The 24,047-nt window shown below is 63.0% G+C and carries 18 protein-coding genes and 1 riboswitch; of the genes, 11 read left to right on the forward strand and 7 right to left on the reverse strand.

All coding sequences use genetic code 11. The features are described from left to right. Window positions 1-49 precede the first annotated feature (49 nt). The 3 genes from H145_RS0103755 to sdaAB form a co-directional block, all read right to left on the reverse strand. Window positions 50-1,444, reverse strand: a complete 1,395-nt coding sequence (locus H145_RS0103755; protein WP_019946800.1) for an efflux RND transporter periplasmic adaptor subunit — start codon at window positions 1,442-1,444, stop codon at window positions 50-52. A gap of 197 nt (window positions 1,445-1,641) precedes the next feature. After that, window positions 1,642-3,177: a TolC family protein gene (locus tag H145_RS19850; protein ID WP_019946801.1), complete on the reverse strand. Its 1,536-nt coding sequence runs from the start codon at window positions 3,175-3,177 to the stop codon at window positions 1,642-1,644. 235 nt (window positions 3,178-3,412) lie between these two features. Beyond that, entirely contained in the window at window positions 3,413-4,093 is a 681-nt protein-coding gene (gene sdaAB / locus H145_RS0103765) for an L-serine ammonia-lyase, iron-sulfur-dependent subunit beta (RefSeq protein ID WP_019946802.1), read from the reverse strand. 234 nt (window positions 4,094-4,327) lie between these two features. Between sdaAB and H145_RS0103770 the strand changes: the two genes are divergently transcribed. Further along, entirely contained in the window at window positions 4,328-5,341 is a 1,014-nt protein-coding gene (locus H145_RS0103770) for a tryptophan 2,3-dioxygenase family protein (RefSeq protein ID WP_019946803.1), read from the forward strand. Window positions 5,342-5,479: 138 nt separating this feature from the next. Here the strand turns inward: H145_RS0103770 and H145_RS0103775 are convergent, their stop codons facing one another. Next, window positions 5,480-6,052, reverse strand: coding sequence for a DUF2911 domain-containing protein (locus H145_RS0103775; RefSeq protein ID WP_019946804.1), 573 nt, complete (start codon window positions 6,050-6,052; stop codon window positions 5,480-5,482). A 163-nt stretch (window positions 6,053-6,215) separates the two neighbouring features. Beyond that, window positions 6,216-6,425: riboswitch (cobalamin riboswitch) on the forward strand. Window positions 6,426-6,611: 186 nt separating this feature from the next. Between H145_RS0103775 and H145_RS0103780 the strand changes: the two genes are divergently transcribed. From H145_RS0103780 to H145_RS0103810, 7 genes are all read left to right on the forward strand, one after another. Then, window positions 6,612-7,028, forward strand: a complete 417-nt coding sequence (locus H145_RS0103780) for an acyl-CoA thioesterase (protein WP_019946805.1) — start codon at window positions 6,612-6,614, stop codon at window positions 7,026-7,028. 59 nt (window positions 7,029-7,087) lie between these two features. Beyond that, window positions 7,088-8,671, forward strand: a complete 1,584-nt coding sequence (locus H145_RS0103785) for an NAD(P)/FAD-dependent oxidoreductase (RefSeq protein ID WP_019946806.1) — start codon at window positions 7,088-7,090, stop codon at window positions 8,669-8,671. Between the two features lie 226 nt (window positions 8,672-8,897). Continuing rightward, a complete protein-coding gene (locus H145_RS23935) occupies window positions 8,898-9,593 on the forward strand; it encodes a hypothetical protein (RefSeq protein ID WP_157541109.1) in 696 nt (231 codons plus the stop codon). 291 nt (window positions 9,594-9,884) lie between these two features. Next, window positions 9,885-10,244 (forward strand): CoA-binding protein, encoded by a 360-nt coding sequence (locus H145_RS0103795; protein WP_019946808.1) that lies wholly within the window; start codon window positions 9,885-9,887, stop codon window positions 10,242-10,244. Between the two features lie 307 nt (window positions 10,245-10,551). After that, the gene (locus H145_RS0103800; RefSeq protein ID WP_019946809.1) at window positions 10,552-11,139 is read left to right on the forward strand and encodes an RNA polymerase sigma factor; all 588 of its coding nucleotides are present in this window, start codon (window positions 10,552-10,554) and stop codon (window positions 11,137-11,139) included. Further along, window positions 11,120-11,995, forward strand: a complete 876-nt coding sequence (locus H145_RS0103805) for a hypothetical protein (protein ID WP_026351230.1) — start codon at window positions 11,120-11,122, stop codon at window positions 11,993-11,995. The genes H145_RS0103800 and H145_RS0103805 overlap by 20 nt, the downstream gene beginning before the upstream one ends. Before the next feature lie 201 nt (window positions 11,996-12,196). After that, a complete protein-coding gene (locus H145_RS0103810; protein ID WP_019946810.1) occupies window positions 12,197-13,357 on the forward strand; it encodes an outer membrane beta-barrel protein in 1,161 nt (386 codons plus the stop codon). Between the two features lie 143 nt (window positions 13,358-13,500). On the opposite strand, the gene H145_RS0103815 is transcribed toward H145_RS0103810, so the two are convergent. Beyond that, a complete protein-coding gene (locus H145_RS0103815) occupies window positions 13,501-14,253 on the reverse strand; it encodes a TrmH family RNA methyltransferase (RefSeq protein WP_019946811.1) in 753 nt (250 codons plus the stop codon). A 20-nt stretch (window positions 14,254-14,273) separates the two neighbouring features. Here H145_RS0103815 and tamL point away from each other — a divergent pair, with 20 nt between their 5' ends. Continuing rightward, window positions 14,274-16,892: a translocation and assembly module lipoprotein TamL gene (gene tamL, locus H145_RS0103820; protein WP_019946812.1), complete on the forward strand. Its 2,619-nt coding sequence runs from the start codon at window positions 14,274-14,276 to the stop codon at window positions 16,890-16,892. A 371-nt stretch (window positions 16,893-17,263) separates the two neighbouring features. Next, window positions 17,264-20,569: a T9SS type A sorting domain-containing protein gene (locus tag H145_RS22500; protein WP_169513154.1), complete on the forward strand. Its 3,306-nt coding sequence runs from the start codon at window positions 17,264-17,266 to the stop codon at window positions 20,567-20,569. Between the two features lie 202 nt (window positions 20,570-20,771). Here H145_RS22500 and H145_RS0103830 read toward each other — a convergent pair whose 3' ends face one another. Then, window positions 20,772-22,958 (reverse strand): alpha-ketoacid dehydrogenase subunit alpha/beta, encoded by a 2,187-nt coding sequence (locus tag H145_RS0103830; protein ID WP_019946814.1) that lies wholly within the window; start codon window positions 22,956-22,958, stop codon window positions 20,772-20,774. Between the two features lie 221 nt (window positions 22,959-23,179). Here H145_RS0103830 and H145_RS0103835 point away from each other — a divergent pair, with 221 nt between their 5' ends. Continuing rightward, the gene (locus H145_RS0103835) at window positions 23,180-23,710 is read left to right on the forward strand and encodes a GNAT family N-acetyltransferase (RefSeq protein WP_019946815.1); all 531 of its coding nucleotides are present in this window, start codon (window positions 23,180-23,182) and stop codon (window positions 23,708-23,710) included. Window positions 23,711-23,798: 88 nt separating this feature from the next. On the opposite strand, the gene H145_RS0103840 is transcribed toward H145_RS0103835, so the two are convergent. Beyond that, on the reverse strand, window positions 23,799-24,047 hold a 249-nt coding region (locus H145_RS0103840), incomplete at its 5' end, for an IS5/IS1182 family transposase (protein ID WP_019946816.1).

A 24,047-nucleotide genomic window follows, 5' to 3' on the forward strand; every position in this document is an offset into this window, starting at 1 on the left:
GTCCTTCGCTGCGCTCAGGATGACAGCACTTTTACTTTAACTCACGCCCCTACTCGGCCGCCGGGTCCTCCTTCAGGGCTTCCTTGTTGAGGCTTTTGGCGTCCTTCACCACCACCAGCGCCCCGTCTTTCAGGGTTTTCGACACGGCCCGGAACGGCCCGCTCACCACCTGGTCGCCGGCCTGAATGCCGCTCAGGATTTCAATGCTCTGGAAGTCGCTGATGCCGGTTTTTACGGGCGTCATCAGGGCCTTGCCGTCCCGGATCAGGAACACCACTTCCTGGGGCGCGGCCTGCAGGCCGGCCGTGGGAGCATCGGCTTTGGCGGTGGCTTTGGCGCCTCCCTCGGCGGCAGCGCCGGCCGCGGCGGTTTTGGTGCTGTCGGTGCGGGTAGTCACGGCGGCCAGTGGCACGCTCAGCACGCCCGCTTTGCGGTTGGTGATGATGTCGACCGAGGCCGTCATGCCGGGGCGGAAGGGCACCACCCGGCGGCCGGGCTTGGCATCGAGCAGGTTCTGGTAGGAAGCGGGCAGCAGCCGGATTTTCACCTCAAACTCGGTTACGGCCTCGGCCGTCAGCGCGTCTTTGGCCGTGTTGGCAATGCTGGTTACCACGCCTTTAAAGCGCTGGTCCTGGCTGGCGTAGGAGTCTACTTCCACATCGGCCGAGTCGCCGAGCGTTACGTTGATGATGTCGTTTTCATTCACGCTCACCCGCACTTCCATTTCGCGCAGGTTGGCAATGCGCATGATTTCGGTGCCGGCCATCTGGCTGGTGCCCACTACCCGCTCGCCCTTCTTCACGTTCAGCTTGCTGACGGTGCCGCTTACGGGCGCGTAGATGGTGGTTTTGTCGAGGTTGCGGCGGGCTTCCTCCAGGCCGGCCTGGGCCGAGCGCACGCTGCTCTGGGCCCCGCGGATGCTCTGGCGGGCCGAGTTGATTTCCTCCTGCGAAGCGTCGTAGGCGGCCTTGCTGGCCTCGTAGTCGGCCTGCGAAATCACCTTCTGCTTGTAGAGCGAGGCGTTGCGGCGGTAGGTCAGCTCGGTCTGGCGGGCGTTGGCGATGAGCTGCTGCAGGCGGGCGCGGGTCTGGGCCACGTTGGCCTGCTGGGTGCCCACCACGGCGCTCTGCTGGCTCACCACGGCCTGGTAGTTATCGGGCCGGATGCGCAGCAGCAGCTGGCCCTTCTTCACCGAGTCGCCCTCCTCCACGTACAGCTCGGTGATTTCGCCCGACACGTCGGGCGAGATTTTCACCTCCGTTTCGGGCTGCACTTTGCCCGAGGCGCTTACTTTCTCCACGATGGTGGTAGGCGCGGCCTTGGCGGCCAGTACCTCGGTGCCGGCCGGGCCACCAATCCAGCCCTGCTTCTTGGCGATGACAAAGCCAACGAGCAGCACCGCCAGCAGGGCCAGCAGAATATAAAGCGTACGATTCTTTTTCATTTTCAGGGCTTAGGTATTAGGTACTTAGGGACTTGGGAGCGGAGGGCTCAGGGATTGAGAGCAAGTATTGTCATCCTGAGCATGTTGCGCTTGGAGCAAGGACGAAGGACCTATATAGAAGGTATTATCAGATGTTAGCTTCTGTATAGGTCCTTCGCAAGCTCAGGATGATAGTACTTGCTCTCAATCCCTAAAGACTACAACGAAATCGGTTTTCCCTGGTAGAAATCGAGGACTTTGCGGCGGAACACGAAGCTGTACTTGGCCTGAATCATGCTCGACTCGGCGGCCGTGAGGTTGTTTTTGGCGATGTTGAATTCGGTGCCGTTGAGCAGGCCGTTGTTGAAGCGGATTTCGGCATTGCGGTAGGCCAGCGTGAGAGCCTCCACCTGCCGGCTGGAGGCCAGGTACTGGCGCTGGGCGCCCAGCGCATCGGCGTAGGCCTGCTCGATGGTCTGGCGCAGCACCAGCCGGGCCTGCTCGGCGCGCACCTCGGCCACCTCCCGGTTTATTTTGGCGCGCTGCACATTGGTGCGGGCCTGCAGGCCGTTGAGAATCGGAATCTGCAGGTTGAACTGCAGGCTCTTACCCAGGTTCTGGTCGAGCTGGGAGCCAAACGACACGTTCTCGGAGCCGCTGCGGCGCACAATGGGCTGGTAGGGCGTGTACACGGCAAACGGGGCCGGCGTAGCGCCCGGCAGACCCGTTACGGGGTCAATCGGAAACACCGGCAGCACGGCCCGCGCCGAGTCGAGGGTGGTAACGGGCCGGGTGTAGAGCGAGGAGTAGCCGGTGAAGATGCTGGCCCCGAACGTGAGGCGCGGGTAGTAGGCCCCGCGGGCCAGGTCGAGGCTGCGGATGCTGCTTTGCACGCGCAGGTCGGCGGCCTTTATTTCGGGCTGGCGGGCCTGGGCGGTGCCGAACACCTCGGCCGGCGCCACATCGGCCAGGGCGCCCTCGGTGGGGTCGGCCAGCTCGGGCGTTTCGATGGTGAGGGCCTGGCTGGCGGCCTCATCGAGGTTGAGCAGCTGCGCCAGCTGGATGCGGGCAATATCGAACTGGTTCTGGGCCGTGATGGTGTTGAACTGGTCGGTGGCGAGCTGGGCCTGGCTGTCGAGCACGTTGCTTTCGGCCACCGCGCCGGCCTTCAGCAGCTTCTGGCTGCGCTCGACCTGCAGCTGGGTGCTGGCGGCGCGCACCTCGTTGGTGCGCACCAGCTCCTGGGCCAGCAGCATCTGCAGGTAGGCCGAGGCCACGTTCAGCGACAAATCATTGCGGGCCTGCTCCACGTCGCTGAGGGCGGCCTCGTAGTCGAGGATGTTGCGGCGCACCGCATTGCGCAGTTGAAAGCCCGAAAACAGCGTCACCTGCGAGCTGGCCGAGAAGTTGTTGGTGCGCGTGGTCTGGCTCTGGAACACGTTGGTCAGCGGGTTGATGCTGGTGCCGTAGTTCCAGTTCTGGTTGGCGTTCAGGTTGGCCGAGGGCAGCAGCGCGGCGCGGCTCTGCAGCAGCGTGGCATCTACGCTGCGGGCCTGCAGCTGGCTCTGGCGCACGTTCAGGTTGTGGGTCAGGGCATAGTCGACGGCCGCCTGCAGGCTCCAGGGGCCGGTGGGCGCGGCGCTGGCGGCCAGCGAACCGGCGGGCGGCTGCGCCGGCATAGTCTGGGCCCGGGCCGTGAGCGGGGCAACGGCCACGGCCGCCGCGCTCAGGAGCAGCCAGTAGGAACGCTTCATAAACAAACAGGATAAAGGGAGGAAAGCGAAAACCGACGCGGCCAGCCGGCGCGGCCCCGGGGCCGCGGCCGGAGCCGTTGGGCCAAAGGTATTGATTGCCCGCTATATCGCCCAAGCCAATCAACCAACAGCCCATTCTTCGCCCTGAGCTTTAAGCTACAGGCTGCAAGCTGCAAGCCACAAGCTTTGGAACGGGCTTGAAGCTTGCAGCTTGTAGCCTGTAGCTTAACCAAAGCTAATCCAGCGCCGGAATATCAATCACGCGGTGCACCCAGCGGAGCTGGCGCAGGTAGTCGAGGGTGCTGGGGCGCAGGTCGGAGTCCATTTCGATGAACTGGCGGGCCGTTTCGTGCTTGCCGCGGCGCGAGACGGACATGGTGGCAATGTTGCAGTCGTCGCGCGAGATAACCGAGGCAATGAAGGCAATGGAGCCTACTTCGTCGTCGGCATCGATGATGAGCGTATGCAACGAGCCCGAGAAATCGGCCGGGAAGCCGTCCACTTCCACAATGCGGATAACGCCGCCGCCGCGGCTCTGGCCCACCACCTCCACGGCCCCGCCGGTGCGCTCGTCGCGCAGCTGCAGCCGGATGGTGTTGGGGTGCATGGTCGAGGCGTTGCCCACGCCCTGGAACGTGTAGCTCAGGCCGGCCTCCTGGGCGTGGTCGAAGGCCTCGCGGATGCGCACGTCGTCGGTGTTCATGCCCAGCAGCCCGGCCACGATGGCGCGGTCGGAGCCGTGGCCTTCGTAGGTGCGGGCAAACGAGTTGTAAAACGTGATGACGGCGTGGGTGGGCGTGCTGCCCAGAATACGGATGGCCGCCCGTGCAATGCGCACCACGCCCGCCGTATGCGAGGAGCTGGGCCCAATCATCACCGGCCCAATCATATCAAAAATGCTCGATTTCTCTGCCATGCGGTAAAGGTAGGATTTATGGGGATTCGGGTGATGGGATGTGAGAAAGTGAGAACGTCATTCAGAGCGCAGCGAAGAATCTCGCGTGCTGATGTTGCCATGACGATCAACGAAGCCGAGCGAGATTCTTCGCTGCGCTCTGAATGACGTTCTTCTGCCCACCGCGCAACTCTACCCCATCACCTCCTCACCCCATCACCCAAACCCTCATAAATCCTACCTTTACGCCTGCCTATGGAAAATCCCGCCCCCACCCCTGCCACTCCTACCCCTGCCGACTTCTCGCCCGCCGTGCTCGAACAGCTGCAGCGCCTCAAGCAGCGCTTCGACGCCGACGACCAGGACCTGGCTTCTTACCTCGAAGGCTACTACCACACCCGCTACCTCGGCTACTGGGACTATATTCAGCTTGAAACCCTGCTGAGTTTGCAGCGCCCGCGCACCGAAATTCCCGACGAGCGGATTTTCATCATCTACCACCAGATTACGGAGCTGTATTTCAAGCTCTGCCTCTGCGAGTACGAGCAGCTCGGCGACCTGCAGCAGCCCACCGTGGAGGAAGTGGTGCTGCGCGTGGGCCGCGTGAACCGCTACTTCGAGAACCTGATCGACTCGTTCGACGTGATGGTGGACGGCATGGAGAAGCGGCAGTTTCTGGAGTTCCGGCTGGCGCTGATGCCGGCCTCGGGCTTCCAGAGCGCGCAGTACCGCATGATTGAGCTGGCCAGCACCAGCCTCGGCAACCTGGTGCCCGAGGAGCGTCGCCGCCTGCTGGGCGACGCCGCCGACCACGAAGAAATGATTGGCTGCATCTACTGGAAATCGGGCGCCACGGTAGTCGAAACCGGCGCCAAGGCCCTTACGCTCACTGAATTCGAGAAGAAGTATACCGGCCAGCTCAACGACTTCGCCCGCGAGTACACCCAGCGCAACCTTTGGGCCGTGGTGCAGCGCCTGCCCGAGGGCCCCGAAGGCCGGCAGCACCCGCGCCTGCTCCGCCAGCTGCGCCAGCTCGATGTGAACGTGAACGTGAACTGGCCCCTGGTACACTACAAATCGGCCGTGCGCTACCTGGAGCGCCGCCCCGACTCGATTGCCGCGACCGGCGGCACCAACTGGCAGCAGTACCTGCCTCCCAAGTTCCAGCGCCGCATCTTCTACCCCCAGCTCTGGACCGAAACCGAGCTGGCCGACTGGGGCAAAGCCTGGGTGGAAAGCGTGCTGGGCGACGGTGAGATAGTGAGATAGTGAACTGGTGGGTTGATGTTCCCTGTCATCCTGAGCGCAGCGAAGGACCTATACAGAAGCTATATCTATTGATTGGCTTCTGTATAGGTCCTTCGCTGCGCTCAGGATGACAGGGAACATCAACTCACCATTTTCCCGCTACTCCACCTTAAACGTAGCGCGGGTGTTCTCCCAGGCAATACCCACTTCACCCGATTTGTCGGCCGTAATAGTGAACTGTTCCACGCGCTTAGGTAGCGTCGAAACGGGGGCCGCTACGCGCAGCGTGTCGCGGGCGGGGTTGTACTCGTATGCGCCCCACTGGTTGGGCTGGTTGTTGAAGATGATGGTCCACTCCTTTTCCTGCGGGATGGTGAACAGCGCGTACTTGCCGGCCGGCAGCGGCTGGCCCTGCACCCGCACGGGCCGGTCGACGGTGAAGGTGGTGGCCTCGTTGGCGCCCGTGCGCCACACCTGCCCGTAGGGCACCAGGCCGCCCATTACTTTGCGCTCGTGGGCCGAGGGGCGGCTGTAGCGGATAGTGAAGGTGGCGCCCCCGGGCACCGTAGCCGATGCGGTGGCCGCCGGGCTGGGCCGCGGGCCCTTGTCGTCGGCGGTGGCCGGCGGGGCCTGCTCGGAGCAGGAAGAAAACGAAAAAGCCAGCCCCAGGAGTGCGGGCAGCAGCAGCGGGGCCAGAGAAATGCGCCCAAAAGGCGTACGAGTGGCGGGCATAGGAGGCAGTGGGATGAGGCGCGAGGCCGGCAGCAGCGGCCGGCGACTCGCGTTGCAGCAATAAGTATACCCCAAGTTTTGTCATTGGTTGCCTGCTCGCCGGCTTCCCCGGCCCCAGCCCGCCGATTTCCGCTTACCTTCGCCCCGTTCTCTGTCTGTTTTTCAGGTCAGATGAGCGGTTGGTGGCCCCGGCTTTCGGGCGGGGCCTTAAAAGGGAACCGGGTGCAACTCCCGGACAGACGCGCTACTGTGAGGGCCGGCCGCTTCGGCGCCGCCAACGCCTCCCCACGCAGCCCATTGCCCGTTTTCGGCGGGTGAGAAGGGCGGGGAGGCGGGCCCGAGTCAGGAGACCTGCCCGCCGCTTACATGACGAGGCCGCTCCGCGACTGGGCGCCTTGTTGACTACTGCGGCGGGCCGATGGCTCCGTTGCTGGCGGCTATAGGGCCGCCGGCCCGGGCATGGGCGCGCAGTATTCGGCAGGGAAACCCGGTGGCCGGGGCGCGCCGAAAAACGGGCCGGAAGGGCTTTTTCTTCCATCCTTTCTTTTCCTTCCTGCTTATGCTCCCGCTCGCCGAAAAAATCAGCCGCGCCGAAACCCGCATCTTCAAGGCGGTTTTCCCCAACACCACCAACCACTACGATACCCTGTTCGGCGGCACCACGCTGCACCTCATGGACGAGGTAGCCTTCATCACGGCCACCCGCTTCTCGCGCCTGAAAATGGTGACGGTGTCCTCCGACAAAGTCGATTTCACCCATCCCATTCCCGGCGGCACGCTGGTCGAGCTGATTGGCCGCGTCGAGCACGTGGGCCGCACCAGCCTCAAGGTGCGCGTCGAGCTGTTCGTGGAGCAGATGTACTCCGAAGACCGCCACCGGGCCGTGTCGGGCCTGTTCACGTTTGTGGCCATTGATGAGGACAAGCGCCCGGTGGCCATTCTGCCCGCCGAACTGCAGCCGGCGCCGGTAGCGTAGGCCGGCCGCGGGCGCGTATCTTTGCGGGCGTAAAAGGATAACTCCCTTTCCCCTGCCTTATGCCCTCTCCCCTTACTTCCGGCGCTCAGGAAATTGAGCTGCTGCTGCCCCCCGAACAGGCCTACGACGAGCTGGCCCGCTACGAAGCCCTGCTCGCCGCCGCCGGCCTCAAGCCCGGCCAGGCCGATTTCGTGCACCTGCGCAAGCGCTCGGTCGATGCCCGGGGCCGCCAGCCGCTGGTGCGCCTGCGCGCCGACATCTACCGCCAGCCCCCGCCGGCCGACTTGTTCGGGCCCTGGTTCACGTTCCCGGACGTCAGCCAGGCCCTGCGCACGGTGCTGATTGTGGGGGCGGGGCCGGCGGGGCTGTTTGCGGCGCTGCGGGCCATTGAGCTGGGCATCCGGCCCGTGGTGCTGGAGCGCGGCAAGGACGTGCGCACCCGCCGCCGCGATTTGGCCGCCATCAACAAAGAGCACCGCGTCGACCCCGACTCCAACTACTGCTTCGGCGAAGGCGGGGCCGGCACGTACTCCGATGGCAAACTCTACACCCGCGCCACCAAGCGCGGCGACGTGCAGCGCATTCTGCGGCTGCTGGTGCAGCACGGCGCCACGCCCGATATTCTGGTGGATGCCCACCCCCACATCGGCACCAACAAGCTGCCAGCCGTAGTGGCCGCCCTGCGCGACTCGGTGCGGCAGGCCGGCGGGCAGGTGCTGTTTGAAACGCGGGTCGATGACCTGCTCATCAGCGAAAACTGCCTGCGCGGGGTGGTAACGGCCACCGGCCAGGAACTGACGGCCGACGCCGTAATTCTGGCCACCGGCCACTCGGCCCGCGACATTTACGAGCTGCTGCACCGCCGGGGCGTGCTCATCGAGGCCAAGCCCTTCGCGCTGGGCGTGCGCGTCGAGCATCCCCAGCAGCTCATCGACCAGGCCCAGTACCGCCGCCCCGACCGGGGCCCGCTGCCGGCCGCCTCGTATGCGCTGGTGCACCAGACCCAGGTGGATAACGAGCAGCGGGGCGTGTTTTCGTTCTGCATGTGCCCCGGCGGCTTCATCGTGCCCGCCGCCACGGCCCCCGGCGAGGTGGTAGTCAACGGCATGAGCCCCAGCCGCCGCGACTCGCGCTTCGCCAACTCCGGCATCGTGGCCGCCGTCGAGCTTTCGGATATGGACCTGCGCCAGCACGGCCCGCTGGCCGGCCTGCATTTGCAGCAGCAAATCGAGCAGCGCGCCTGCCAGCTGGCCGGCAACTCCCAGAAGGCTCCGGCGCAACTGCTGGGCGACTTTCTGAAGCAGAAAACCTCCGCCCAGCTGCTGGAAACCAGCTATCAGCCCGGCCTCGTGTCGGTGCCCATGGACGAGGTGCTGGGCGCGGCGCTGGCCGAGCGCCTGCGCCAGGGCTTTGCCAATTTCGGCCGCAAAATTCCCGGTTACGCCACCAACGTGGCCCAAATTGTGGGCGTGGAAAGCCGCACCTCCTCGCCCGTGCGCATCCCCCGCGACCGAGACACGCTGGAGCACCCCACCCTGCGCGGCCTGTTTCCGTGCGGCGAAGGTGCGGGCTACGCCGGCGGCATCGTGTCGGCCGCCATGGATGGCGAACGGTGCGCCGAGGCGGTATTGGCGGTTTTCTAGGAACTTGGATGGCGTTTGCCGCGGACAGACAAGCTTACTATATCCACTATATAGGATTTAAAGGCATGTGGGAGGCACTAATTTGCCTATCATTGTCTGGTTTATATCCCTTAACGTAATGCTAGTTCTCAGACGCATCTTGGAATTAGTGCTAGTTATAGTTCTAATAACCAGCGCAATTTATGTAGTACTTTTCTGTGGTAAATAGTTACCCTATCCTTCCCTGATGAAACAGCCTTTTGCCCTGATGCTCGCAGTTTTGCCCTTCACTGTGGCTGCGCAAACGTCTACCGATACTACCTACCGTCACCAACTGGGCCTGACGGCCAGCCCGCAGTTGCACAAGTTCTTCCAAGCCAACCGTAGCTTACCATTAGGGCTTTTGTATAAGCGACGGATAAAAGTCAATCAGATGGCGCGAGTCCGGCTCGTGGGCCAATACAGTTGGCGTGATACTATGGATGTTACTGGGATTTTACCCGGCAGCAGTATTGAATTCTGGGAGCTGAGTGGCTATGTAGGTTACGAATGGCAGCGGCCCATCGGTCGCCGTACGACGCTTACATATGGCGCGGAGGTGGGCACTGGCGTTAGTCGTCGCGATTTCCATGACAAGCGGATAGGGCAAGATATTGGTGGCGCTTTTCAGTACGATGTGCACTTTGCCAGTAAGCAATGGCAATTGGAGGCCCGCCCTTTTTTGGGTATAAATGTCGCTATAGCAGCGCGCCTCCATGTATTTGCTGAATCGGCGTTGAGTGCTAGCTATAATCGGCGGCGCGATAGCGGGAGTGGAACTGCCATTCGCACCTATCCCAATAGCCCTCCTACTTTCGGATTCGTACCTAGCTATGCCACTGCTGACGCATGGCGATTGCGGTGGCGACCAGTTCAATTGATTGGCCTGACCTTAGCGTTATAATCCTTTAGCTTCTTCTGAGTAAATAATTGGTTGCTATAGTGATGAATTGGCCTCATAACACTTTCCAAACGGTCGTTTATAAAACGTTATAATGGCCGCCAGCCCAGGCCTGCCAGGCTTCGCGCGAGCAACTGGACACGCTTTTTAGGGGCCTCAGCAAGCGGTGAGCGTTTCGGCTCCGTACTACTTTGCAGCCGGGCCTGCGTATAGCACTGCTCGTTTGCGGGGTTCGGCCGTCGCGTCACGCGGCCCGCCTGCCCCGTTTCAAATCACCCGATAGCATCCGTTCTTATGAAAAAGACCCTCGTTTTAGGTGCCACCGACAACCCCGCCCGCTATGCCTACCGGGCCGTGCACCAACTCAAGCAGCACGGCCACGAAGTGGTGCCGGTGGGCATCCGCAAAGGCCAGGTGGCCGGCCTCGACATCCGCAACGACCGGCCCGCCGCCGAAGGCGTGGACACCGTCACGCTCTACGTCGGCCCCCAGAACCAGCCCGGCTGGTACGACTACATTCTGGACCTGAACCCCAAACGCATCATCTTCAACCCCGGCACCGAAAACCCCGAGCTGGAAAAGCTGGCCCAACAGCGCGGCATCCAAACCGAAGAAGCCTGCACGCTGGTGATGCTAAGCATCGGGCAGTATTAAGGTTAGATGTTAAGCGATGATGCTGCAGCACAGCCCCGGCGGGGCGGCATATCGGTAGTAAAATAAGATATGGACGATAAAGCCCCAGCGGGGCGACACAAACGGCTGAACGGCTTGTGTCGCCCCGCTGGGGCTTTGCTGTAGGCTAACGTAGTTTCTACCGATATGTCGCCCCTCCGGGGCTATTGCACAGAACGGATTTAATAAACCGCTGAAATTTTTCCTTCTCCCCAGGCAACCCTTACCGCTTACCTTGCATCTGACGCCCCAAACGAACTGCTTCTGACCTGAACTTTACGCTGCTCCCGTGACGGAAACTGAGTTAATTGTCGCCTGCCGCCAGGGCAGTAGCCGGGCCCAGAAACAGCTCTATGAGCAGTTTTCGGGTTTGATGCTGTCGGTGTGCCTGCGCTATTTGCGCAGGCGCGAGGATGCCGAGGAGGCCCTGATTGTGGGCTTTACCAAGGTATTCCGCGCCCTCGACCAGTACCGGCACGAAGGCTCGTTCGAGGGCTGGATCCGGCGCATTGTGGTCAACGAGGCCCTCGGGATGCTGCGCCGCAAGGAGCCGTTGCATATGGCCATTGATGATTTGACTTACGACGTGCCGGCCGTGGCCGCCACGGCCGAAAGCCAGCTCTCGGCCGACGATATGCTGGCCTTGCTGGCGGGTTTGCCGGCCGGTTACCGCACCGTTTTCAACCTGTACGCCCTTGAGGGCTACTCGCACCCCGAAATCGGGGAGCTGCTGGGCATTTCGGAGGGCACCAGCAAATCGCAGCTCAGCAAGGCCCGCGGCATGCTGCAGCGCCGCCTGGCGGTGGCCGATGCCCAGGCCCGCCCTGCCCTCCCCAACACTTCACCGAAAGAACTGTATGCAACCGGAAGATATTGATAAGCTGTTTCGCGAGCGGCTGGCGGGCCACGCCCCCACCCCGCCCGCCTTCGTGTGGGCCGAAATCGAGGCCGAAATTCAGCCCGCCAGGCGCCGCCGCCCTGTGATGTGGCTGGCGGCGGCTTCGGTGGCGCTGCTCGTGCTGCTGGGCGCGGCCGGCTGGCTGCTGCTGGGTGGCGGCGCGGCGGGCCCCGCGGCCCGGCCTGAGCTGGCCGCCTCTGCGCCCAACCACGGGCCGGCCGCTGGCGCAACGGCGCCGCAGGCCGCTGGTCCGGGAAATAATTCGGCTGAGAAACAGCCGCTTCTGGCCGCCGCGCAAATAAATGAGGCGGCCCGGGCAACGGCGGAGGCCGCCGCCCCATCTAGCCCCTCAGAAGCAACCGCCACCGCTGAAGCCTCCGGGCCGGCCGCCTTAGTGGCCACTACGGTTCGCGCATCGGCCGCCCGGTCCGGGGGTGTACAACCCGGCCCGGCCGCCGACCGCCGGCCCTCGACCCACACGGCGACGGTTGCTTCGAACCCGCCGGCAAACGAGCCGGCCCCGGTAACGGCCCTGGCCGCCACCACGCCCGAGCTGCCTCAGCCTACGCTGGCCCCGGCCCCGAAGCGGCCCGCCGCGCTGCCCACCCAAACGGTCGCCCTCACCGGCCCGATTGAAGTGGAAGTCCGGCCCGCTTACGAGGCGCCGGCGCCGGAGCAGCCGGCCCGCCGCCGCGGCGTGCTGGCCGTGCTTCGGCAGGTGCGCAACGTGGTGCAGGGCGAGCCGGTGAGCCTGACGGCTGCCGGGCTGCCCGAAACGGTAACCGTGCAGGCCCGCCTGGCCGGCCGCACGCTCACCAAAACCATTCAATTGTAGGGCTTAGGGGCTTAGGTTTTAGGGCTTAGACAGGTTCTGTCCTCCTGAGCTTGCGAAGGACCTTATCCCACCTGAACGAGTCGCCTTAACGTGCTAAGGCCCTTCGTCCTTGCCCTAAGCGCAACGTGCTCAGGAGGACAGAACCTGTCTAAGCCCTAAAACCTAAGTCCCTAAGTCCCTAAGTCCTAAAACCTAAATTCCATGAAACGCCTCCTCCTGCTTCCGCTGCTGACGATGGTGCTGGCCCTGGTTTCGACCACCGGCTCGGCCCGCGCGCTGAACGCGCCCCTGAACGACGACACCATTGTGGTGCGCCTGCCCAACCAGGCCACGATGACGCTTTATGTAAAGGACCGGGCCCAGCTGCGCGAGCTGCGCAACTACAAGCTCGACTCGCTTATGCTGCTGCTTGACACCTATATTGCCCAGGCCGAAAAGGCCAGCAAAAACTCCACTTCGGAGCAGGTGACGATGGAGTTCTACCCCGCCAAGGACCAGCCCGGCAAGCGGGTGCCCGAGCAAATCCGCATCACGATGCACAACGACCAGAGCCCTGCCCAGACCACTAAAAAGGGCGACCGGGTGGACGTAAGCGTGGGCCGGGTGTTTGGCGTGACGGTGGAGGAAAGCAACGCCGACGGCAACGACCGGGTGTCGGTGCGGGTGGGCTCGTCGGCCAAGTCCGACTCGATCCGGACGGCTGAGCGCAAGGCCAGGCAGGAGGAGCGCGACAACCGGGCCGTGCACAGCAACTTCACCATCGATTTGGGCTTGAACGCGCTGACCAACAAGCAGCCCGACCTGGGCGGCAACCCGCTGGACCTGCGTCCCTGGGGCTCGCGCTACATCAGCTTCAACTGGATTTACGACATCCGGGTGGGCGCCAAAGGCTCGCCGCTGTACCTGCACACCGGCCCCGAGCTGGCCTTCAACAACTATATGCTCGACAACAACCGCCGCTTCGTGAACCAGAACGGTGTAACGACGCTGGAGCTGCCCACCGAAAACGGCCGCAACTACGAGAAGAGCAAGCTGTCGGTATCGACCATTAACCTGCCGCTGCTGGTGGCGCTCAGCTTCCGCGACGCCAAGGGCAAGGACAGCTTCCGCATCGGGGCCGGCGGGTTTGTGGGCTACCGGCTGGGCTCGCACACCAAGCTTAAGTACGAAGAAGACGGCAACACCAAAAAAGACAAGGACCGCGGCAGTTACAACCTCAACGATTTCCAGTACGGCCTGCAGGGCACCATCGGCATCCGCGGTATCGACCTGTTTGCCAAGTACAGCCTCAACGAGCTGTTCAAGGAAAACCGCGGCCCCCAGGCCCAGACCATCAGCTTCGGCCTCACCCTACTGAATTGAGTTAGAAAGTTGAGAAGTTGAAAAAGGGGTTGTCATCCTGAGCGCAGCGAAGGACCTATACGGAAGCTATTACTTGATGTTAGCTTCTGTATAGGTCCTTCGCTGCGCTCAGGATGACAACCCCTTTTCAACTTCTCAACTTCCTAACTTACCTCGTTCCGGTAGAAGTTATCGAGCAGAATGGCCGCCGATACGGCCACGTTGAGACTTTCGGCCTGGCCGCGGCCGGGAATGTGCAGGCGCTGCGTGAGGCAGGCTTCGACGGGCGGCGTGAGGCCGTGGCTTTCGGAGCCCATGATGAGCACGCCGCTGGGCTGCAGCGTGAGGCGGTGCACGTTGTCGCCGTGCAGGTCGGCGCCGTACACGGGCAATTCGGCGGGTAGCGTGGCCAGCCAGGCGGGCAAGTCGCGCTGCCAGACGGGCACGCGGGTGAACGAGCCCATGGTGGCCACCACCGTTTTGGGCGCCCAAGGGTCGGCGCAGGTTTCTGAGCACACCACCCCGGCCAGCCCGTACCAGTCGGCCAGCCGGATGAGCGTGCCCACGTTGCCGGGGTCGCGCACGTCGTCGAGGGCCAGCAGCAGCTGGCTGGCGGCCGGGTGCAGGGGCAGCTGGGCGGGCAGGCGGGCCACGGCCAGGGCCGTGTTGTTGGTGCTCAGCGAGCTGAGGCGGGTCAGCTCGTCGGCCGACACCAGGTCGAGCGGGACGCTGGCGGGCAGCTCGGCGGCAATTTTCTCCGCAAATTCGGGCGTCGCTATCAGCCGTTCGGTGAGAATGCCGGAACTTAGCAGCTCGCGCACGCTTTTGCCGCCTTCCACCAGGAAGGCGCCGTGGCGGGTGCGGTACTTCTTCAGGTGCAGCGCGTGCACGTATTTCGCTACTGCTTTTGAAACCATTGGCACCTTCTGAAACCCCTGTGGGGCGCAATTTTACGCTGAATAAACTGCCCCGGCTGCGGCGGCTGGCCCTGGCGGGCCTGCTGCTGGCCGGCGGCGGACTGGCGGGCTGTTCGCCGCTGCGGCTGCTGAAGCCCGGCCAGCGGCTGCTCGACGATGTGGACATCCAGGGCACCGAAAAGGCCGACCCCGAACGGCTGGCGGCGCTGGTGCAGCAGCAGCCCAACAGCACCTTCCCGCTGCCAAAGGTAACCATCTACCAGTTTGGCCGCTCGTTTTATCACCCCGAGCGCATTGCCCAAAAACTGGCCGACACCCAGGCCGACTACGCCCGGAAGATTGCCGAGGCCGGCACCGACTCGGCCCAGGTGGGCCGGCTGCTGCGCAAGCGCGAGCAGAAGGAGCGCCGCTATCAGCTGGCCCTCGACAAGGGCAACGCCATCATGCGCCTGGGCGAGCCGCCGGTGGTCTACGACTCGTCGCTGACGGCCGCCTCGGTGCAGCAGCTGGGCGTTTACCTGAAGTCGAAGGGCTTTTTCCGCAGCGCCGTTACGGTTTCCGACACCGTGCCCACCCGCCGCTTCACGCCGCTGCGGCTGCTGGCCCTGCAGTCGCCCTACACCACCGACTCGCAGCGCGTTACCGTCACCTACACCATTCAGGAGGGCCCGGCCTTCCACTATTCGCGCCTCGACGATGAGGTGGCCGACTCGGCCGTGGCCCAGCGGGTGCGGGCGGCCCGGCCCCAGAGCCTGCTGCGCGAAGGCGACCAGTACGACGAGGAGGTAATCGGGGCCGAGCGCGTGCGGCTGGAAACGCTGCTCAAAAACCAGGGCTACTACGATTTCCGCCAGCAGTACGTCACCTTCGAAGCCGACACCAGCTTCCGGCCCACCACGGTGCGCCTGCGTACGCTGGTGGCCGACCCGGCCCGCGGCGAGCACAAGCGCTACACGCTGCGCCACGTAGATGTGGTCAGCGACGCGGGCATCGTGCGCTTCGGCCGCAGCCGCGACACGCTCGTGCGCGACTCGGTGAACTACCTGGCCTACCGCCACCGCATCAGCCCCCGGGCCCTCGACCGCAAAATGGCGCTGCGGCCCGGCCAGCCCTACAGCCTGCTGCGCACCCAGCGCACCCAGCGCCAGTTCGGCAGCCTGGATATGTTCCGCTTCACCACCATCACCTACCGACGGGTGCGCGGCGCCGAAGCCCCGGCCGACTCGACCCAGGGCCTGCTCGACGCCACCGTCAGCGCCGCGCCGGCCAAGCGGTTTCAGGAAACCACCGAATTCGGCGGCACCTACGTGGCCCAGGAAGTGGGGCCCTTCGGCAACGTGCGCCTGAAAATCCGCAACGTGTTTGGCGGGGCCGAAATTCTGGAGTTCGGGGTGCGGGCCGGTTTCGAGGGTCAGTACATCATCACGGGCGACGCCAGCGACAAAACCAACCCCTCGCTGCCCCACGAGCTGACCACCCAGCTCGGGGCCAACGTAAACCTGGTGCTGCCGCGGTTTCTGGTGCCCTGGCGGATGGGCCCGCATCTGAGCGAGTACAACCCGCGCACCCGCATCAACGCCTCCTACACCTACGTGGACCGGCCCGACTACACCCGCACCAATGCCGAGGGCACGTTCGACTACATCTGGCAACGCTCGCCGTTCCACCAGTACGTGCTCACGCCCATCGACCTGAGCATTATCCGCACGACCCAGATCAGCCCCCGTTTCCAGGATTTCCTGCAGAACCTGCTGGTGCTGCAGGGTTCGCCGCTGTTCCGCAGCTTCGACAACCTGCTCATTCCCAGCATCAACGCCACCTCACTCTACAACTCCAACGACTTCACCCAGACCCGCGACGCCCGCTACCTGCGCCTGTTTGCCGAAGTGGGCGGCCTCACCCGCGGCCTCTACCAGAAGCAGCCGCTGCTCACCGACACCCGCAACCTGCGCCAGAGCGACCTGAAAATCTATGATTTCGCCAAGATTACGGCCGATTACCGCCGCTACTACAAGCTCACCTCCGACTCGTACCTGGTGTACCGGCTGGCGGGCGGCGCCGTGGCTGCCCTAAGCCCGACCGAGTTGACCACCATTGCCCGCGACGGCAGCCAGCGCACCACGTCCTCCTACCTGATTCCGTACGACAAGTACCTGTTTTCGGGCGGCAGCTCCAGCGTGCGGGCCTGGAAACCGCGCCGCCTGGGCCCGGGCTCGTTTACCCAGTACAAGTTCAACCCCGACAACCCCACCCAGCTGCTGCGCAACAAGGATGGAAACCTGGTCCGCGACTACAACCTGGAGCAGCCCGGCGAGTTGCTGCTCGAAGGCAACATCGAGTACCGCTTTCCGCTCTACAACTTCATCAAAGGGGCTATATTCACTGATTTCGGCAACGTCTGGACCCTGCGCTCCGACCCGCGGCCGGGGGCCGAGTTCCGCTTCAACAAGTTCTACCAGCAGTTCGCCGTGGGCTCGGGCTTCGGCTTCCGCTTCGATTTCAGCTTCCTGATTATGCGCCTCGACGTGGCCACCAAGGTCTATGACCCCACCGCGCCGGGCAGCAAGTGGGCCATCCGCAACTTCAGCTTCCGCGAAGACCAGACGGCCTTCAACCTGGGCATCGGGTACCCGTTTTAAGATTTTCTTTCCGACCGCGCCCCTGCCGCGCCAAGCGTACCCCAGAGGGACTGCTTGGCCCGGCAGGGGCTTTTTTTATGCATTCAGAAAATTATTTATTTTTATAGTACCACTTTTTAGCATCATTAATTCATTGTCACTTCGTCGCCAACCAAGTGTTTCATCCGGCACTAAGTAGCTTTTATCGTTCGAATTACTATTTTTGGCAGCCGATTTCCCTTGAACGGCTGATTTAGGTCTTACGGGTTTAGTTACATTCCCGGCTTAGCTACCCTGCGCTAATTGCTCCGGCTCCGGCCGTTTGTTCCAGGGCTGCCCACGAAGGCAGTGCCCCGGAATACGCTTCTCCTCCTCCCTTCCATTTCATGCTGATGAAAATACCATTACTCCATTTGGCGGCAGGTCTGCTGCTGTGCTTACCGGTTAGCCTGGCCCGGGCCGAGGGCTCGAAGCAGCTTACGCCCAACTCCAATCCCACTGTGGCCCTTACGGACCCGGCCAACACCCGTGCCGGCTTTCTGACCCACGATGCCATCGGGGGCGAAAACGTGTCGCTGGGCTTTCTTAAGCCCCGTTCCTGGGGAACCACGGCCCTCCCCTTCAAGGAAGATTACCGGATGTACGTGCGGCTGAAGCCGGGCGAGACGCTCTACTATGGTGTGCATCGCAGCAACTTCTCCAACGTCAACTACGCCGACTTAGTCCTGACGGTTCGTTACGGCGCGGGCGATGGCACGATTGTGCAGCAAACGACGCTTGCCCGCGACCAGAGCAGCTCCAATCAGGCGGCGCTCAACACCGAGCAGGATGGCGTGATTGCCGGGGCATCCGAAGCCCAGGCGGGGCCGCGCCCGCTGGCCGGCGCTACCGGCTACCGCCCCCTCACCTACCTGAACAACACCGGTAGCACCCAGGACTTTTTTGTGGAATTCACCCAGGTGGGCGAGTATACCAGCACCGGCACGCAGGGGGCGTTCAACGACTTGAAGACGAAGGCTACCTTTAGTGGGCAGACCCGCTCGGAATACGACTTCTGGGACTTTACCGTGAAGGGCACCGATGGGCTGGAGAAGCCCGGCCGCCTGTACAGCCGGTTCTGGGCTTTCACCGCCGGCACTTCAGCCGGGGGCAACGATTATCTGAACCGGCTATCGGCCACGTTCAAGATGTTTCCGCTGGTGGAAAGCCAGAAGAACCCGGGGCAGTACTACGTGAAGGAAGTAGAGCTGGCCGGCATGCGGCCACTGGTGTTCTTCTACGTAACCAATGACTTCGGTTCGAGCCCTATTGGCGGGGCCGAGGATTTTCCTACCCGCCGCAAGAGCCAAAAGAGCAACACCGCCTACGCTAAATATCCCAACTTCGTCAACAACCCCGACGAAAGCATCTGGCCCAGCGCCCCCGTTCCGACGGTGAGCGTAACGCCGCAGCCGTTCTGCAGCAACGGCAAAACGCAGGTGGCCTTCACCACGCTTTCGGCCGAAGCCGGTCAGTTTGATATCCTGATTGACTTGAACAATACGGCCGGCTACCAGGCTAACTCGACTGACGTGCTGCTGACGCAGAGCGTGAATGCCGGCACCAGCAACACCGTGGTGTGGAATGGCAAGGATGGCCAGGACGTTGATGTGGCGGCCGGCGTGGTTATCAAGTTTCAGTTTACCAGCAACGGCGCGGCCTTTAACTTTCCGGTGTATGATGCCGAGGGCAATCCCGACGGTTTCCGGGTGCGCAACGTGCGCCCGGCCAACGGCCTGACCTACGACCGCCTGTACTGGGACGACAGCAACCTGCCGGCGACCAAGTTTCCAGACACAGGTCCGCGGGTTGAGCTGGCGGGGCAAGTTTCGACGAATGGCGTCCATACCTGGGGCGCGACCAACGACGATGGAAACCAGTACACCGTCAATACCTGGACCTACGGCTTTGCGGCCTTCAACGGGGCCACCGAGTTCACCTACTCCAGCGCCTGCGACAACGACAACGACGGAGTGTCAGACGACGTGGATATTGACGACGACAACGACGGTATTCCGGACGTCCTGGAGGGCTTCACTGCTTTTGACAGAAACACTGCTACCATTAAAGAAACCATTGACCCGGGCTTTATTCCGGCCCCATCCTTAGCTCGTCCCAATCCGCCCGTCCGATATCTCGATGCGGAGTATGTGCATCCCGTCTTGGGCGCTTTCCAGGATGTTAACAACGATGGCATTAACGATATTTTCGATATTGACCTCGACGGCATTCCCAACCACTTCGACCTCGACTCGGATGGCGATGGCCTGCCTGACGCTTTTGAGGCCTATGACAACAAAAATCCGGTATGGTCGCGGGGAACTAGCATCTATGATGCAACTCAGGCCAGGTTTACGGGTGCTGTAGGTGATAATGGTATGCCTGACGCGGCTGAGTTTCGCGCTGCCGATAGCCTCGAAGTTGATGATAACCGGTATTCTTTGGCTGATTTTGATAAAGATTGGCGGAGAGTCAGTGGTAAGCAGAGCAATAATTACAACTTTCTCGACATCGATTCCGACAACGACGGCATTACTGATGAGATAGAGGCGCAGACAACTGCGGCTTATGCTGCCCGCAAAACGCAGGCTAACTTCAAAACTGATGTAAATAAGAACGGTATTCGCGATGCTTATGACCCCAGTGCAGGGGGGGTAGCTATTGGTACGCCAGTCAATTCTGATAATGTCGGCAAGATTGATATGTTTGACCGCGACTCCGACAATGATAATGCTGGTAAAGCCAGCCTGCCCATTAATGAGCAAACGGCCGACTGGACCGAGGGCTTCGACGACAACCAGAATGGTACGGCCGGCGAGGAACTGATAGCCAAGGCTCAGGCTTTCGCGCTGGCGAACCCGGGCAAGGCTACTTATTACGTTATCGGCAGCCCTAACCCGGTATTGAATTCGGTTTTCTTACAAGATGACACCGGTAACGGAATACCAAATTTCCTACAGCGCGGCCATTCTACTTACCACGACGACAACTTCAACGGCCTGGTCGACCTTTACGACCCGGCCTACGGCGGCACACCCTCGACGGCTCCGTTGGTGGGTGCAGAGGGCACCGAAGCCATCTTCCGCTCTAAGATTAAAGCCGTGCCGCTACCCGTTACGCTGGTCGAATTCCGGGCTCAGGCCGTGGGCCGCGACGCACTGGTGAGCTGGACGACGGTCCAGGAGGTGAACAGCGCCAGCTTCGTGGTAGAGCGCTCCGTTGATGGCCGCAGTTTCGTGCCGGTGGCCACGCTGGCTGCCCGCGGCACCAGCACTCAGCGCACCGATTACCGCACCACCGATAAAAACGTCGGCGCCCAATCAGGCTTCCGCTACTACCGCCTGCTCCAGCTCGACCTGGATGGCACGGTAGCCCGCTCGGAAGTGCAAACGGTACGCTTCGATGGCAGCAACAGTACGCCTACAGTGCGCCTCTTCCCCAACCCCACCAGCGCCGACGTTACGCTCGACTTAACGCAGCTGCCCGCCGGTACCTACCGCGTGGAAGTACTGGGCGCGGAAGGCCGCAAAGTAGCCGAGTGGCCCGCCAGCGGTGGCCAGGAGCAGGTGCTGCCCACCCAGAACCTGGCTAAGGGTGTGTACCTGCTCCGCATTAGCGGCCATAACACCACGCAGGTCATCAAGCTGGTGAAGAACTAGGCTTAGAGCTTAGAGCTTAGAGCTTAGAGCTTAGAGCTTAGAGCTTAGAAGTAAACGAGAAAGCCCGTCATCCTGCTGTAGGATGACGGGCTTTTTTAATCTTAGCGCTGTCTGTGGGATGAGTTTGACGTGCTGAGGCCCTTACGGTATCATAAAGACCTCAGCACATCAAACTCACCATTTCACCACCTCACTATCTCGCCTAATACCCCAGCAACTCGGCCAGGGCGGCGGCTACTTTGTCGGGGTTGGGCAGCATCTGGCGTTCCAGCTCCACGTTGAGGGCAATGGCGGGCAGGTTGGCGGCGCCGAGGGTGAACACGGGCGCATCAAGTTGGCGGAAGCAATGGCGCTGGATGCGGCCGGCCAGGCTCTCAGCGAAGGAGTTCAGGAGCGGTTCCTCGGTGAGCACCAGGGCCTTGCCGTGGCGCTGTACGGCCGCCTGCACCGCCTCCCAGTCGAGGGGGTTGAGGGTGCGCAGGTCCAGGATTTCAACCTGGCCGGGGAACTGCCGGCTGGCCGTGCGGGCCCAGTGCACGCCCATGCCGTAGGTGATAACCACGCAGGTTTCGCCGCTTTCGAGCTTGCGCGCATCGGCCGGCTGGAAAACGTTGGCCTTACCCAGCGGGATGACGTAGCCGGCGGCGGGCTCGGTCGTTTTGGCTTCCTCGGTGCCGGGCACCTTGCTCCAGTACAGGCCCTTGTGCTCCAGTAGCACCACCGGGTTGGGGTCGAGGAAAGCGGCGCGTAGCAGGCCTTTCATGTCGGCGGCGTTGCTGGGGTACACCACTTTTATGCCCCGGATAGTGAGCAGCGTGCTTTCGATGGAGCCCGAGTGGTAGGGCCCGCCCCCGCCGTAGGCCCCGATGGGCACCCGAATCAGGCTCTGCACCGGAAACTGGCCGTTGCTCAGGTAGCACGACTTGCTCAGCTCCTCGACCAGCTGGTTGAGGCCGGGCCAGATGTAATCGGCAAACTGGATTTCGACGATGGGCTTGGCCCCCACGGCGCTCATGCCGGCCGTGCTGCCCACAATGTAGGCCTCCTGAATGGGCGTGTTGAACACGCGGGCGTCGCCGTACTTTTTGGCCAGCAGGGCCGCCTCGCGGAACACGCCGCCCAGCTCGCCGCCCACGTCCTGGCCGTAGAACAGGGCCTCGGGAAACTCGCGCAGAATGTCGTCGACGGCGTGCAGGGCGGCATCCACCATCAGGGCCTTATCGGCGCCGGCGGGGGCCCGCTCGCCGGCTTCCTCGGTTACGGCCGGCGGGGCAAACTCGTGGTCGGCAAACGTGGCCGGGTCGGGGTTGGGGGCCGCCAGGGCGCGCGCGTAGTCGGCCTGCACGGTGGCGCGGGCCTCGTCGGCCAGCTGCTGCAGCTCATCTTCCGCGAAGCCCATTGCCAGCAACTGCTCGTGGAAGCGGGGCAGCGGGTCGTTTACAGTATGCTCGGCCAGGTTGTCGCCGCGGTACCACTCGCGGCGCACGCCGCTGGTGTGGTGGCCCAGCAGCGGGCAGCGGGCGTGCACCAGCACCGGCCCGCGCCGGGCGCGCACGTAGTCGGCAGCCTCCTGCATGGTGGCGTAGCTGGCCAGGAAATCGGCCCCGTCGGTCTGCAAACGGTGCAGGCCCTTGAAGCCGGCGGCAAACTCGTAGGCGTTCATCGTGCGCATTTCGCGGCCGGTGGCCGAAATGCCCCACTCGTTGTCCTGCACCAGAAAGATGATGGGCAGCTGGTGCAGCACAGCCATTTGCAGGGCCTCGCTCACCTCGCCCTCCGTCATGGCGCCGTCACCAATCGAGCAGATTACCAGCGAATTATCATCATACTCCCCAGTCGGAACCGAGGCGTACAGGCCGGGCACCGGCTGGCCGCTTTCGTAGAAGTCGCGCGGGTCGGCCTGCAGCAGGCCCACGCCCTGGCTTTCCAGGTACTTGATGCCCTGGGCCACGCCAGTAGCCGGAATGGCCTGCATGCCGGTGGCCGAGCTTTGGTGCGGGATGGTGGGGAAACCGGCCCGGCGCAGCGAAGGATGCGAGTAGTAGGTGCGGCCGCCCGAAAACGGGTCGTCGCGCTTGGCCATGAGCTGGAGCATGAGCTCGTAGGGCTGCATGCCGATGCCCAGCAGCATGGCGTCGTCGCGGTAGTAAGGCGCGGCGTAATCGTGGGGGCCCAGGCAGGTGGCGGCGGCCAGCTGGATGGCCTCGTGGCCGCGGGCCGTGGCGTGCACGTACTTGGCCGTCACGGCCTTGTTTTCTTCGTAGAGGCGGGCCAGCTCGTCGCCGGTGCGCATGAGGCGGTAGGCGCGGCGCAGCAGTTCGGGCGAGGCCTGGGTGGCAGCTGGGGCAGTCAAATCGATTTCCGGGGTGGGGGCGGTTTCGAAGTTCATGAGCGGAGGGTGGGTGCTGGGGCGAAGTTACGAAAGGCGGAATGGTGAACTGGTGAGGTGGTGAGGTGGTGAAATGGTGAAATGGTGAAATGGTGAGTTTGACGTTCCGGCGGCCCAACTTGCACCAGCGGCGGTTCACCAGCCGCACCGGCCGCTCAACCAGGACCAGCCGCGCCAGCCGAACGTCAACTCACCACCTCACCACCTCACCATCTCACCGCATGCTGCACCTCTACCCCGCCACCGCCGCCGACCTGCCGTCCCTCAACCGCCTCGTCAACCGCGCCTACCGGGGCGAGGCCTCCCAGCAGGGCTGGACCACTGAGGCCGCCCTGCTCGCCGGCCAGCGCACCGACGAAGCCGATTTGCGCGAACAGCTCGACAAGCCCGGCGCGCAGTTTCTGCTGGCCCGCCGCGCCGCCGACGGCGAGTTAGTCGGCAGTGTATTTCTGCAGCAACAGGGCCCCGAGTTGTATTTGGGCATGCTTTCCGTGGAGCCCACGCAGCAGGCCGGCGGCATCGGCCGGCAGCTGGTGCAGGCCGCCGAAAGCCACGCCCGCGCCCTGGGCTGCCGCGCCGTGCGCATGACCGTTATTTCGGTGCGCGCCGAGCTGCTGGCCTGGTACGAGCGCCTGGGCTACCAGCGCACCCCCGAAACCGTGGCCTTCCCCACCGATACCCGTTTCGGTGTGCCGCTGCAAGCCGAGCCGCTGGTGTTGCAGGTGTTGCGGAAGGAGTTGAATAGGGAATGAGCGGATGAATGAACGTAGTGAAAGAACGGTGTCATGCTTCGGCTTTGCTCAGCATGACACTGTTCTTTCTACTCACTAGGAGCTGTTCTCAATTAAGGTAGAGCGTGATAACTCGTAGACAGATAAAGGAGTCAAACGTGCGGTCCAGCTTATCGTAGCGGGTGGCTAAGCGTCTAAATTGCTTCATTTTGCTGAACGTCTGCTCAATGTGGTGTCGCTGCCGATAGGCCACTGGGTCGAAATGAGGCATGTTCTTGCGCCGTGGATTCGGCTTAATGACCGCCTTGGCTCCTGCCTGCGCTATCAGGGCCCGCAACGCATCACTGTCGTAGGCCGC

The organism is Hymenobacter aerophilus DSM 13606, assembly GCF_000382225.1.
In the GTDB taxonomy this organism is placed as follows: Bacteria; Bacteroidota; Bacteroidia; order Cytophagales; family Hymenobacteraceae; genus Hymenobacter; species Hymenobacter aerophilus.

Excerpts from the sequence above, each read along its gene's own strand:
- H145_RS23935 (WP_157541109.1), top strand. The coding sequence starts at position 8,898 with ATGAAACAGCCTTTTGCCCTGATGCTCGCAGTTTTGCCCTTCACTGTG.
- H145_RS0103830 (WP_019946814.1), bottom strand. The coding sequence starts at position 22,958 with ATGAACTTCGAAACCGCCCCCACCCCGGAAATCGATTTGACTGCCCCA.
- H145_RS0103755 (WP_019946800.1), bottom strand. The coding sequence starts at position 1,444 with ATGAAAAAGAATCGTACGCTTTATATTCTGCTGGCCCTGCTGGCGGTG.
- H145_RS0103780 (WP_019946805.1), top strand. The coding sequence starts at position 6,612 with ATGCTCCCGCTCGCCGAAAAAATCAGCCGCGCCGAAACCCGCATCTTC.
- sdaAB (WP_019946802.1), bottom strand. The coding sequence starts at position 4,093 with ATGGCAGAGAAATCGAGCATTTTTGATATGATTGGGCCGGTGATGATT.
- H145_RS22500 (WP_169513154.1), top strand. The coding sequence starts at position 17,264 with ATGAAAATACCATTACTCCATTTGGCGGCAGGTCTGCTGCTGTGCTTA.
- H145_RS19850 (WP_019946801.1), bottom strand. The coding sequence starts at position 3,177 with ATGAAGCGTTCCTACTGGCTGCTCCTGAGCGCGGCGGCCGTGGCCGTT.
- H145_RS0103835 (WP_019946815.1), top strand. The coding sequence starts at position 23,180 with ATGCTGCACCTCTACCCCGCCACCGCCGCCGACCTGCCGTCCCTCAAC.
- H145_RS0103775 (WP_019946804.1), bottom strand. The coding sequence starts at position 6,052 with ATGCCCGCCACTCGTACGCCTTTTGGGCGCATTTCTCTGGCCCCGCTG.
- H145_RS0103795 (WP_019946808.1), top strand. The coding sequence starts at position 9,885 with ATGAAAAAGACCCTCGTTTTAGGTGCCACCGACAACCCCGCCCGCTAT.
- H145_RS0103810 (WP_019946810.1), top strand. The coding sequence starts at position 12,197 with ATGAAACGCCTCCTCCTGCTTCCGCTGCTGACGATGGTGCTGGCCCTG.
- H145_RS0103785 (WP_019946806.1), top strand. The coding sequence starts at position 7,088 with ATGCCCTCTCCCCTTACTTCCGGCGCTCAGGAAATTGAGCTGCTGCTG.
- H145_RS0103815 (WP_019946811.1), bottom strand. The coding sequence starts at position 14,253 with ATGGTTTCAAAAGCAGTAGCGAAATACGTGCACGCGCTGCACCTGAAG.
- H145_RS0103770 (WP_019946803.1), top strand. The coding sequence starts at position 4,328 with ATGGAAAATCCCGCCCCCACCCCTGCCACTCCTACCCCTGCCGACTTC.
- H145_RS0103805 (WP_026351230.1), top strand. The coding sequence starts at position 11,120 with ATGCAACCGGAAGATATTGATAAGCTGTTTCGCGAGCGGCTGGCGGGC.